Source organism: Clostridium sp. OM02-18AC, assembly GCF_003481825.1.
Lineage (GTDB): Bacteria > Bacillota > Clostridia > Lachnospirales > Lachnospiraceae > Brotaphodocola.
In genome coordinates this window covers 175,942-187,940 of record NZ_QULW01000004.1, presented here as the reverse complement: position 1 = coordinate 187,940, position 11,999 = coordinate 175,942, and the positions used below count along the sequence as shown (strand labels likewise).

Sequence of the window (11,999 nt, the reverse complement as noted above, 5' to 3'; positions counted from 1 at the left end):
ATGTAATCCGATGCAGGCGAACGCGTGTTGTGAGAGCAAGCAAACAACGATATGTGAAAATAGAGGAAGGCGGTCTCGTTCTCTTCCAGACCTTTATTCGTTCCGTCCTATATTTGCCCTGCGGTTGACAGCAGCAAAATTCTGACGTAGAATGGTAAAAAATGAAAGCAGCGGGGAGAAGTAAGTATGATTTATGCGAAATTTGGTGAGAGTCATCCGAATACGTCAGATGAAATTTTTGAACAGATGCTGAACCGGATCATCCAGCTGCGCCTGGAGCCTGGACAGCTGATCAGCGAGAATCAGATGTCTGCGGAGTACGGAGTGTCCCGCTCGGTCATCCGCACTGTATTTACGCGTCTTAAGCAGCTTGGCTTTATTGAGATTTATCCGCAGCGGGGTACCTATGTCAGTCTTATGGATTTAAGCCATATCGCGGATCTTCTGACATTGCGTACAGCGGTGGAAAAGGAAGTCCTCTATGAGATTTTTACCGAACTGGGCGAAGCAGAGCGCAGCCAGATGCTGAAGCGGCTGGAAGCGAATCTGAAGGAACAGGAGAAATACAGGGATGAGGCCGATTACTTTGGTCGTTTTCCGGATCTGGATGCCGAATTCCATAAGATTATGATCGACAGTGTAGGACGCAGCGCCATGATGTGCATGTTGGATAGCCTGATGCTGCACCTCGCGCGCTGGCGCAACTTTGATGTGGCTTTCGATAATCGTGTGCCGCAGCTGATCGAGGAACACAAAAAGATAGTTGAGGCTATTGTGGAAGGGAACATCCAGAAAGCTCAGGAATGCATGGGAAGGCATCTGGAAACGATCACAGCCATTGCGGACAGGGCTACGGCCAAGTATCCGACCTATTTCAGAAATGGTTGATCCGATCTGTTATAGAAAGGAAGAGACGGAATATGCAAAGAAGCGCATAGTTCCGTCTTTTTCTTTGCTTTTCAGACAGTTGCCCCGGAAACGAGAGTGTTTAAAAATAAACAAAAAATACTGGATTTATGTAAACTGAAAGAAACAAAAGAAATGGTGTGCAAATAAAATTCCGGTGAAAAACACAAAAAATACAAAGAAACTATTTACATTCATTGATAAATTTGATAGTATAAGGTCATGAGTTGAGCTGTTTGTTGGCGATATTGAGGAATCGTACAACAAATTTTTTTGGCGTTTATCTTGTATACTAGAATACCAAAGTGTGAAACACAAGCAAGACGCCGTTTTTATTTGCTCAAACTTGTTTAATTTTTAACAACTGCAAAGAAACATAGAAATAACAGTTAAAAATTTTGAAGAGGTGTCAGTTATGTATACACTGGGAATTGATATTGGCTCTACTACATCCAAGGCAGTAATCCTGAAGGATGGAAGCGAAATCGTGGCCTCCTCCATTGTGGTAGCTACCGTCGGAACAGACGGAGTCAGCAAGGCACTGGAAAATGTAATGAAAGAAAGCGGTCTTACGCAGGCAGATATGGCATGCACCGTGGCAACCGGATACGGACGCCAGACCTATGATGGGGCAGATTATCAGGTCAGTGAGCTGACCTGTCATGCGCTGGGTGTCCACTATGTTTGTCCGGGCGCAAGAACAGTAATCGATATAGGAGGCCAGGATGCCAAGGTTCTTTCTCTGAATGAAGAGGGACGCATGATTAACTTTGTTATGAATGACAAATGCGCGGCAGGAACCGGCAGATTCCTGGATGTTATGGCAAATATCCTGAAGCTTGATATTTCCCAGCTGGAAACCGAAGCCGCAAAAGCAGTAAAGCCGGCAAGCATCTCCAGCACCTGCACGGTATTCGCAGAGTCCGAGGTAATTTCCCAGCTGGCATCCGGAACTGATATCCCGGATCTGGTAGCAGGTATCTGCCAGTCTGTGGCAACCAGGGTTGCATCTCTGGCAAAGCGTGTAGGCATCCGCGAGGAGGTCTGCATGAGCGGCGGCGTGGCGCAGAACGGCGGTGTCCGCAATGCCATGGCAAAGGAGCTTGGCGTGGAAATCTACTACGACAAGCGGGCACAGGAACTTGGAGCTCTCGGCGCAGCAATTTACGCATACGGAAAGAGCAGCCAGTCATAGATCAAACAGAAAGCTTACCGTGTTCCTTTGCGGAGGACGCGAGCTGATACAGACCGGACAGACGCCGCAAGTGACGTGCGGACGGCCAGAACCTATTTAAGTTTAGGAAATGAAAATGTATAAAGGAGGTTTTTCACAATGGCTGAAGAAGTAAAAAAGAGCAGACCAGCACCAGATCCGAACTCAGCAAAGTTTAAGCTGGGCCAGATCGCGGCAAAGGCTTACAGTGATGCGATGGAGGCCAAAAAACGCGGAGAGATGGTTGGCTGGTGTGCCAGCAACTTCCCGGTAGAAATCCCGGAGACGCTCGGACTGTATGTCTGCTACCCGGAAAACCAGGCAGCCGGCATTGCAGCAAGAGGCGGCGGTGAGAGAATGTGTAATGAGGCAGAGGGCGAGGGCTACTCCAACGATATCTGCGCATATGCACGTATCTCCCTTGCTTATGCAAAACTGAAATCCGCTCCGGAGCAGGATATGCCGATGCCGGACTTCGTACTTTGCTGTAACAACATCTGTAACTGTATGATCAAATGGTACGAAAACCTGGCAAAAGAGCTGAACATCCCAATGTTCATGATCGATATTCCGTTCAACCCGGATTACGAGGTATCCGATGCGGAGACCGAGTACATCAAGGCTCAGTTCTGGGATGTTATCCATGGTCTGGAAGCGTATACCGGCAAGAAATGGAGCGATGAGCGCTTCAAAGAGGTTATGGCTTCCTCCGGACGCGCAAGCCGCGCATGGATCGAGGCAACCTCCCAGGCAAAATATGTTCCATCTCCGTTTAACGGATTTGACCTGTTAAACCACATGGCAGTTATGGTTACCGCACGTGGTAAAGAAGAGGCAGGCGACGCTATGGAAACCCTGTTAAAAGAGTACAAAGAGAACCATGAAAAGGGCACTTCCACTTTCCGCGCAGAAGAGAAATACCGTATCATGTTCGAAGGTATTGCATGCTGGCCGTGGCTGCGTGTTACCTCTACCGGCTTAAAGGGCAGAGGCATCAACATGGTAACCACCATTTATGCTGACGCATTCGGCTTCATCTACGATGACTTTGACGGAATGTGCCGTGCATACGCAAACGTTCCGAATGCCATGAACCTTGAGCATTCCAGAGACAAACGCATCAAGCTCTGCAAGGATAACCATGTAGAAGGTCTGTTAGTACATACCAACCGCTCCTGCAAGCTGTGGTCCGGATTCATGCCGGAGATGAGCCGTCAGATCGGCGAGGCATGCGGCATCCCGGTTGTTTCCTTCGATGGCGACCAGGCTGATCCGAGAAACTTCTCTGAGGCACAGTACGATACCCGCGTACAGGGTCTGACAGAGATCATGGAAGCAAACAAAGGAGGGAAATAGAGATGGCAGCAAAGGAATTATTAGCACAGCTTCATGAAGTTGCTGCAAATCCAAGAAAACAGCTGGACAAATATCTGGCTGAAGGTAAGAAGGTCGTTGCAGTAACCTATTATACACCGCAGGAGATCGTTCATTCCATGGGCCTGGTACCGATGGGTGTCTGGGGCGCAGACATGGAGATCAACGAGGCAAAGAAATATTATCCGGCATTTATCTGCTCTATCATGCAGACAATCCTGGAGCTGGGAATCAAGGGCGAGTATAAGGGCATTTCTGCTATCATCATCCCGTCTCTGTGTGACTCCTTAAAGACTCTGGGCCAGAACTGGAAATACGCAGTAAAGGATATCCCGTTCATCCCGATGACCTATCCGCAGAACCGGAAACCGGATTTCGGCATCAAGTTCACCAAGGCCGGTTATGAGAGAGTCATCAATGACCTGACCGTTGCAACCGGAGCACACTTCTCCGAATTCGCGCTGTCTGAGTCCATTAAAGTATACAACGAGCACAACGCAGCTATGAGAGCATTCTCTGAGGCAGCAGCAAATGCAGATATCACCGCAGCTGAGAGAAGCGATGTATTCAAGAGCGCATGGTTCATGCTTCCGGAAGAGCATACCGCAATTGTAAAAGAACTGACTGCTGAGCTCTTAGCCGGTCCGAAGAGCACCCGCACAGCCCGTGTTCTGGTAAGCGGCATTCTGGCAGATGCTCCTGGCATGTTAAAGATTTTCGACGACAACGGCATCCAGATTGTTGCAGATGATGTTGCGAACGAGACCAGACAGTATCGTACCGATACCCCGGAAATGATGAATCCGGTAGACGCACTGGCACAAAAATTCGCAAACATGGACAACTGCACACTCCTTTATGATAAGGAAAAGAAACGTGTGGATTATATCATTGAGCAGGCAAAGGCCCATGACGCAAAGGGCATCATCGTTCTGATGACCAAGTTCTGTGATCCGGAGGAGTTTGATTACGTTCCGATCAAGAGAGCATGCGAGCAGGCAGGTCTCCTGAACTTAAATATCGAGGTTGACCGCCAGATGGTAAACTACGAGCAGGCAGCCACCATGATCCAGGCGTTCAAGGAAATGCTGTAACAAAATGTTGATCGAGAGGCGGGCCGGAATCGTCCGCTTTGCGATATAAAAGAAACTGTGGGAACTATGTCAGGCGGGAAGCCTTTCATAGAACAGGATCTGCAGAAAAAAATAGGGGGATGGCATTATGATTAGTAAAGACAAAATGTCCGTAACAGTAGGTGTTGCATTTGTGTGGTTTACGACACAGTTCGGCGGCGGTTTTGCATCAGGCAACCAGCTTCGTCAGTATTTCGTACAGTTCGGAATCTGGGCATTCGTAACCTGCATTATGACTCAATTTCTGGGTGCATTTTTCCAGTGGTATGCACTGAGATATGCAAAGAAGCATGAGGTTTATGATTACAGAAGCTTCAATAACAGTTTTTATGGCAAGTATGCGCCGATTTTTTCCAATCTGTATGAGCTGGTATATATTGTGACGATATGCGTAGCTCCGGCAGCAGCATTCGCAACCGGTGTCAGCACTATGGAAAGTGCATTTGGCATTAATCACTGGGTTGGAACGATCTTTGTAGGAATCTTTATTTTTGCGGTAGCTGTATATGGCACCAACGTAGTACGTAAAGTGGCTGCTACTTTATCGGTACTGATTGTTGCGGGACTGTTGATCGTTTATATTCCGAATATCATCGCACAGTGGGGTGATATTTCCGCAAACATTTCCGCGAGCATGGCAAATCCGGCACCGTTTGGCAAGGCACTGTGGATCGGCTTCGTATATGCAGCCTTCCAGCTGGCATCCATCGGTCTGTTAGTACAGCACGCAAAACCGTTCGCATCTCCGGATGACGCGAAGACCTCTATGGTTCAGGGATTTTTCGTAAACGTTCTGATTTGCCTGATGGCTGTTGTTGGTCTGATGGCAATCGCAAATGATCCGAACTTCGCAACCGAGAGCATTCCGCTGCTGATCCTGGTAAACAGAGGTGTGGCACCGGGCGTCCTTCGCCCGATCATTTCCATCCTGATCGTACTTGGTTCTGTATCTACTGCAGTAAACATGATCGCCGGTATGTCCAACCGTGTATGTTCTTCTCTGGACAAAAACTTTGATCCGACTGCAAAACCGGGCGCAAAGGTTATTGCTGTTACCCTGATCTGTACCGTAGTAGCATTCGGTATTGCTCAGCTGGGTCTGAATAAGATCGTGGCAGTAGGCTACAAGTACCTGGGCTATTTAACCATTCCGGTTATCATGATCCCATATCTGGTACATATGGCAGCTACCAAGTTCGATACCAAAGACTGAATCTGTTAGGAACATTATATTTTTCAAAAAGGAGTGTAACATAAAATGAGCAAACCATTGGAAGGTGTAAAAGTTATTGAGCTGGCAACCTTTATCGCTGCGGCAACCGCAGGCAGATTTATGGCTGACCTTGGAGCAGATGTTATTAAAATTGAGTCCGCAAAGGGTGATCCGTTAAGATATACCGCTCCGTCTGAGGGACGTCCGTTAGATATGTATGAGAATACAACCTGGGATCTGGAGAATGGTAATAAGAGATGTATCTCCCTGAACATGAAAACTCCGGAGGGCAAGGAGGCATTCTTCAAGCTGCTGGATTCCGCAGATGTCCTGATCACCAACTGGCGCGTACAGGCTCTTCAGAGAGCTGGTCTTGACTATGAAACCTTAAAGGAAAGATATCCGAAGCTGGTTTATGCAATCTGTACTGGTTATGGTGAGTATGGTCCGGATAAGGATCTTCCGGGATTTGACTTTACCGCATTCTTCGCAAGAGGCGGATACTTTGAGACTCTGCGTCAGAGAAGCGATGTCCCGTTCAACGGTGCACCTGGTGTCGGTGACCACAACGTAGGTATGAACCTGGTAGCAGGTATTCTGGCTGCATTATATCAGGCAAAGACCAAAGGTGTCGGTGAGAAGGTTGAGACTTCCCTGTTTGAGAGTGCTGTATACAACATGGGCATGATGGTTCAGGCATCCAACTATGAAGGTATTGCACAGCAGTATCCGATCAACATCCGCAATGGTGCTAACCCGTTCAACTCCGCATGGCATACCGCAGATGACCGTTATATTCAGACCTGTATGCCGGATTACAACACCTATTACAAGAAGTTCATTGCAGCAGTAGGCCGTGAGGATCTGGTAGAGAATGAGAATTACTTCCCGATCCTGACCTGTCAGGAAAAGGGTCTGACTACGGAAGTTTATGATATTGTTATGGAAGCTTTCGAAAAGAAGACCGCAGCAGAATGGAGAGAAATCCTGACTGCAGCAGATATTCCGTTCGCACTGTGCCAGAACTGGATCGAGATCCGTAACGATAAGCAGGCAGAAGCAAATCACTGCTTCTACGATATGACCTATTCTAATGGCAATACCAGAAGACTGGTTCGTACACCTGTTAAGTTTGAAAATATGGGTGTTCCGGATTACAGACGTGGACCGTTAATCGGTGAGCAGGGTGTTGATGTTCTGAAGGAAATCGGTTATAATGATGAGCAGATTGATGCACTGAAAGCAAACGGAACTCTTTATATCTGGGAAGATCCGAAAAAAGCATAATGAGTGTTCCTTAGCATTGTAGTAAGGAAGCAGGGCTGCGCAGGCGCAGAAGCCACGCAGCCCTCTATGCGGCAATGACTTGTATACAAGTTGGAGAGAACATGGAATTGACGAAAAAAACAATCGGGCAGTATCTGAAGGAACAGGCAGCCGTGATCGGAGATCACACCGCTATGGAAATGTTTGGCTGGAGCTGTAGCTTCGCCCAGCTGGATGAGACATCAGATCTTATGGCAGGCAGACTGGACGATATGGGAGTCACACGGGGAACCCATGTGGGAATCTGGAGTGTCAACAGTCCGAACTGGGTATTTACCTTTCTGGCGCTGGTGAAGATTGGTGCCGTTCCGGTGCTGATCAATACCTGTTACCGGGATGAAGAACTGAAGGGAATCCTGAATTACTCCGATGTGGAATATGTGTTCTGCGGCACTGGCTGCAAGGATATTGTCTATGATGATGTGATCGCGGATATCCGGAAGGATACGCCGAGGGTAAAGCGCTTCCTTCATCTGGATGAAAAGGAAGCAGGAACCTGGATGAGCCCGGACAGCTTCGGCCGCCGGGAAAAGTCACCGGAACTTCTGGCCCGTGTACAGGAGCTGAAAAGCCAGGTACAGCCGGAGGACGCGGCCTGCATGATCTTTACGTCCGGCACCACATCCCTTCCAAAGGGGATCCTGCTGAGCCATGAGCAGCTGATCAACAACAGCCGTGCCATGGTGGAGGCAATGCACTGGGGCGTTACGGATAAGATGTGCATAACCGTTCCACTGTTTCATTGCTTCGGCATCACTGCCGGCGTGATTGCGTGTATCACAGGAGGCATGGCTATGTGCCTGATCCCGTATTTTCGGACAGCCCATGTGTGGGACGCCATTGATCAGTACAAATGTACGATCTTAAACGGTGTTCCGAGCATGTTTCTTGCATTGATCCGCAAACCGCAGTACGCGGGACGTCAGGCACCAGATCTGAAATCCGGCATCATCGCAGGCTCCCCGTGTACCCCGGAGGATTTTCTGGAAATCTGCAGACGGTTTCCGCAGATGCATCTGCAGCCGTCTTACGGACAGACAGAAACATCACCATGTATTGCCATTGCAGACTGGGATGATCCAAATGAAATCAAGGCGGTATCGGCCGGACATGTGATCGAACATGTGAAGGCACGTATCGCAGATCTTGCAACCGGGAAAGAAGCAGCACCGGGGAAGGCCGGAGAAATTCAGGTTCAGGGCTATAATGTCATGCTGGGGTATTATCATCTGCCGCAGGCCAATGCCAAAGTCTTCACAGAGGATGGATGGCTGAGGACCGGAGATATCGGCTACTTCGACGAAACGGGTGAGCTTCATATTACCGGACGCCTCAAAGAGATGATCATCCGTGCGGGAGAAAATATTTCTCCGAGGGAGATTGAGCTTATGATCCGCCGTTATGAAGGGGTGGCGGATGTTAAGGTAGTAGGAGTTCCGGCGCAGGTTCTTCAGGAAGAAATTGCAGCCTGCGTGATTTTGAAGCCGGGAGTGCAGATCGATAAAGAACGGATGCTTTCCTATTTAAAACAGCATTTGGCAGATTATAAGGTTCCGGCCTATGTATTCTGGTTTGAGAAATTCCCCATGAACGCGAGTGGCAAGATTGAATTAAAGGAGCTGCGAAAAGAAGCAGCGGAGCGTGCCGCAAAACAGCGTGAGACGGCTGGCGGCACACAAGAATAAGCATACAGCCGGAGCAATCCGGTTTAGATACCAATATGTATGAAGGAGGAAATAGAGCAAGATGGCAGACGCATTTTTCACAGAGCAGCATGAACTGGTCAGAAAACTGGCAAGAGAATTTGCAGAGACAGAGCTGACAAAAGAAATTCTTGACAAAGTCGAGGAAGAGGAGGTTTTCCCAGAGGAAATCCTCGACAAGATGGCAAAAGCCGGTTTCTTCGGAATCAAGGTTCCGAAGCAGTACGGTGGACAGGGCGGAGACGCGCGTTCTTACGTTATCGTAATGGAAGAGATCGCAAGAGTATCCGGTGTTGCAAGTATTTATGTTTCTTCCCCGAACTCCCTTTCCGGCGGTCCGTTCCTTCTTTCCGGAAACGCTGAGCAGAAAGAGAAATATTTACGTCCGGTCGTAACCGGCGAAAAGAAGGTCTGCTTCGCGCTGACTGAGCCGGGCGCAGGTTCCGACGCAGGCGGCATGCAGACCACTGCAGTAAAAGACGGTGACTACTATGTCCTGAATGGCCGTAAGACCTTTATCACCATGGCGCCTCTGGCTGACTGGGCGGTTGTATACGCAAAGACCGACATGAGCATGGGAACCAAGGGTATTTCCGCATTTATCGTAGACATGAAGCAGGAGGGTGTATCCTGTGGTAAGCCGGAGAAAAAGATGGGTGTCGTAGGCTGCGCAACCAGTGATATCATTCTGGAAAATGTACGTGTACATAAAGACAACCTGCTTGGTCAGGAAGGCAAGGGCTTCATTAACGCAATGAAGACTCTGGATACCGGACGTATGGGCGTTGCTGCACAGTCTATCGGTGTTGCACAGGGCTGTCTGGATGAAGCAATCAAGTATGCAAAAGAGAGAAAGCAGTTTGGCCGTCCGATCGCAAAATTCCAGGCGATCGCATTTATGCTGGCTGAGATGGCAACCAAGCTTGAGGCAGCCAAGAACCTGGTTTACAAGACTGCATGGCTGATCGATAACGGTCAGGATGCTTCCATGGCAGCTTCCATGGCAAAATTCTATGCATCTGAGGTCTGCAACGAGATCGCTGCAAAGACCGTTCAGATCCATGGTGGATATGGCTTCATCAAGGACTACAAGATTGAGCGTATGTTCCGTGACTGTCGTGTATTCACGATCTACGAAGGAACCAGCCAGGTACAGCAGATGGTAATTTCTGGTAAATTACTGAAGTAATTAGGAGGGAGCAGACCATAATGAAGATCTTAGTATGTGTAAAACAGGTGCCAGACACCACAGAAGTAAAGATTGATCCGGTTAAGGGAACCCTGATCCGTGAGGGTGTTCCGAGTATCTTAAACCCGGATGACGCAAATGCGCTGGAGGCAGCACTTCAGTTAAAAGACAAAGACCCGGAGGGAACCTCTGTTGCAGTCCTGACCATGGGACCGCCTCAGGCAACCTACATGCTGCGTGAGTGCCTGGCAATGGGCGCTGATGAAGCATATCTGTTAAGCGACCGTGTATTCGGTGGTGCAGATACCTGCGCAACCTCTACCACCATCGCAGCTGGTATCCGCAAGGTCAATGAGCTGGGCAAGGTTGACATCATCTTCGCTGGCCGTCAGGCAATCGATGGTGATACCGCTCAGGTTGGACCGCAGATCGGCCAGAGACTTGGTGTTCCGGTTGTTACCTATGTACAGGATTACAAAGTAGAAGGCGACAAGGTTATCGTACAGAGACAGCTTGAGGATGGCTACGAGGTCATCGAGGTTGGCATGCCGTGCCTGCTGACTGCAGTGAAAGAGTTAAATACCCCAAGATACATGAGCATTGGCGGTATCGTAGATGCTTACCAGAAAGAGATCACCGTATGGGATCACGTTGCAGTTGACCTGGATCCGGCAGACTGTGGACTGAAAGCTTCTCCTACCCGTGTATTCCGTTCCTTCACCCCGCCGCAGAAGGGCAAGGGCGAAATGCTTGAGGGCAGCATTCAGGAGATGGGTGCAAAGCTTGTAGGCAAACTGGTCGAGAAGCATTACATCTAAGCACAAGTGAAAGGAAAGGGTACGAAGAAATGGCAGACGTAAAGGATTTAAGCGCCTACAAAGGCGTATGGGTATTTGCAGAGCAGAGAGAAGGCAAGATCATGCCGGTAGTAATCGAGCTGCTCGGAGAGGGCCGCAAGCTGGCTGACGCAGTTGGATGTGAGCTGTGTGCCGTACTTCTTGGCGAAAACGTAGGAGGACTGACCGATGAGCTGTTTGCATATGGCGCAGATAAGGTATATCTGGCAGATGATCCGGAATTAAAGGATTACCGTACCGACGCTTACAGCATTACCATTGGCAAGGCAATTGAGGAATACAAACCGGAGATCGTTCTGTTAGGTGCAACACATATCGGACGTGACCTTGGCCCGTGTCTGGCAGTTAACTGCAACACTGGTCTGACTGCAGACTGCACCAAGCTGGAGATCGACCCGACCGATAAGAAGATTCAGCAGACCCGTCCGGCATTCGGCGGAAACTTAATGGCTACGATTATCTGCCCGGATCACAGACCGCAGATGTCTACCGTACGTCCTGGCGTTATGGAGAAAGCACAGTACCAGGCAGGCCGTAAGGGTGAGGTTATAAAATTAAACGTTTCCTTTAAGGAAGGCGAGATCCGTACCAAGGTTCTGGAGATCGTTAAGAGCTTAAAAGAGACGGTTTCCCTGACCGACGCAAAGATCATCGTTTCCGGCGGTATGGGACTTGGCAAGCCGGAGGGCTTTGACTTATTAAAGCAGCTGGCAGATAAGCTGGGCGGCGTAGTAGCAGCTTCCCGTGCAGCAGTAGATGCAGGCTGGATCGATCATTCCTACCAGGTAGGACAGACCGGTACCACCGTAAAACCGAAGGTATACTTTGCATGCGGTATTTCCGGAGCAATCCAGCACGTAGCAGGTATGCAGGACTCTGAGCTGATCGTTGCCATCAACACCAACGAGTCTGCACCGATCTTCGAGATCGCAGACGTTGGCATTGTAGGTGATCTGTATAAAGTGATTCCGGCAATCATCGAGGAGCTGGACAAGGCAGAAGCAAAAGACTGATCATAAAACGAACCTTTATAAGAGAGTGGGATGCAGAAGTGTCCCGCTCTTTTGTTTGTATGATAGGAAATT

At 49.0% G+C, this 11,999-nt stretch carries 10 protein-coding genes; all 10 read left to right on the top strand.

The window, feature by feature from the left end; genetic code table 11:
* The first annotated feature begins 186 nt into the window (after positions 1 to 186).
* The 10 genes from DXB18_RS04690 to DXB18_RS04645 all read left to right on the top strand — a co-directional run bounded on the left by DXB18_RS04690 (position 187) and on the right by DXB18_RS04645 (position 11,927).
* Positions 187 to 888, top strand: coding sequence for a GntR family transcriptional regulator (locus tag DXB18_RS04690; RefSeq protein WP_118706279.1), 702 nt, complete (start codon positions 187 to 189; stop codon positions 886 to 888).
* A gap of 433 nt (positions 889 to 1,321) precedes the next feature.
* On the top strand, positions 1,322 to 2,101 hold the full coding sequence (locus DXB18_RS04685) for an acyl-CoA dehydratase activase (protein ID WP_118530539.1): 780 nt from the start codon (positions 1,322 to 1,324) through the stop codon (positions 2,099 to 2,101).
* A gap of 138 nt (positions 2,102 to 2,239) precedes the next feature.
* The gene (locus tag DXB18_RS04680; protein ID WP_118541775.1) at positions 2,240 to 3,475 is read left to right on the top strand and encodes a 2-hydroxyacyl-CoA dehydratase family protein; all 1,236 of its coding nucleotides are present in this window, start codon (positions 2,240 to 2,242) and stop codon (positions 3,473 to 3,475) included.
* A gap of 2 nt (positions 3,476 to 3,477) precedes the next feature.
* Complete coding sequence (locus DXB18_RS04675) at positions 3,478 to 4,587, top strand: 2-hydroxyacyl-CoA dehydratase family protein (protein ID WP_118706277.1); 1,110 nt, start codon at positions 3,478 to 3,480, stop codon at positions 4,585 to 4,587.
* Positions 4,588 to 4,714: 127 nt separating this feature from the next.
* Positions 4,715 to 5,839, top strand: coding sequence for a hypothetical protein (locus DXB18_RS04670; protein ID WP_118541779.1), 1,125 nt, complete (start codon positions 4,715 to 4,717; stop codon positions 5,837 to 5,839).
* A 45-nt stretch (positions 5,840 to 5,884) separates the two neighbouring features.
* Complete coding sequence (locus tag DXB18_RS04665; protein ID WP_118541781.1) at positions 5,885 to 7,126, top strand: CaiB/BaiF CoA-transferase family protein; 1,242 nt, start codon at positions 5,885 to 5,887, stop codon at positions 7,124 to 7,126.
* Between the two features lie 101 nt (positions 7,127 to 7,227).
* Entirely contained in the window at positions 7,228 to 8,850 is a 1,623-nt protein-coding gene (locus tag DXB18_RS04660; protein ID WP_182430474.1) for an AMP-binding protein, read from the top strand.
* A gap of 61 nt (positions 8,851 to 8,911) precedes the next feature.
* Positions 8,912 to 10,057 (top strand): acyl-CoA dehydrogenase family protein, encoded by a 1,146-nt coding sequence (locus tag DXB18_RS04655; RefSeq protein WP_118541785.1) that lies wholly within the window; start codon positions 8,912 to 8,914, stop codon positions 10,055 to 10,057.
* Positions 10,058 to 10,077: 20 nt separating this feature from the next.
* A complete protein-coding gene (gene etfB, locus DXB18_RS04650; protein WP_118541787.1) occupies positions 10,078 to 10,875 on the top strand; it encodes an electron transfer flavoprotein subunit beta in 798 nt (265 codons plus the stop codon).
* 29 nt (positions 10,876 to 10,904) lie between these two features.
* Complete coding sequence (locus DXB18_RS04645; RefSeq protein ID WP_118541789.1) at positions 10,905 to 11,927, top strand: electron transfer flavoprotein subunit alpha/FixB family protein; 1,023 nt, start codon at positions 10,905 to 10,907, stop codon at positions 11,925 to 11,927.
* Positions 11,928 to 11,999: the final 72 nt, after the last annotated feature.

What these genes read in the sequence shown, in the direction of transcription:
- DXB18_RS04690 (WP_118706279.1), top strand. Translation starts at nt 187, where the DNA reads ATGATTTATGCGAAATTTGGTGAGAGTCATCCGAATACGTCAGATGAA.
- DXB18_RS04685 (WP_118530539.1), top strand. Translation starts at nt 1,322, where the DNA reads ATGTATACACTGGGAATTGATATTGGCTCTACTACATCCAAGGCAGTA.
- DXB18_RS04680 (WP_118541775.1), top strand. Translation starts at nt 2,240, where the DNA reads ATGGCTGAAGAAGTAAAAAAGAGCAGACCAGCACCAGATCCGAACTCA.
- DXB18_RS04675 (WP_118706277.1), top strand. Translation starts at nt 3,478, where the DNA reads ATGGCAGCAAAGGAATTATTAGCACAGCTTCATGAAGTTGCTGCAAAT.
- DXB18_RS04670 (WP_118541779.1), top strand. Translation starts at nt 4,715, where the DNA reads ATGATTAGTAAAGACAAAATGTCCGTAACAGTAGGTGTTGCATTTGTG.
- DXB18_RS04665 (WP_118541781.1), top strand. Translation starts at nt 5,885, where the DNA reads ATGAGCAAACCATTGGAAGGTGTAAAAGTTATTGAGCTGGCAACCTTT.
- DXB18_RS04660 (WP_182430474.1), top strand. Translation starts at nt 7,228, where the DNA reads ATGGAATTGACGAAAAAAACAATCGGGCAGTATCTGAAGGAACAGGCA.
- DXB18_RS04655 (WP_118541785.1), top strand. Translation starts at nt 8,912, where the DNA reads ATGGCAGACGCATTTTTCACAGAGCAGCATGAACTGGTCAGAAAACTG.
- etfB (WP_118541787.1), top strand. Translation starts at nt 10,078, where the DNA reads ATGAAGATCTTAGTATGTGTAAAACAGGTGCCAGACACCACAGAAGTA.
- DXB18_RS04645 (WP_118541789.1), top strand. Translation starts at nt 10,905, where the DNA reads ATGGCAGACGTAAAGGATTTAAGCGCCTACAAAGGCGTATGGGTATTT.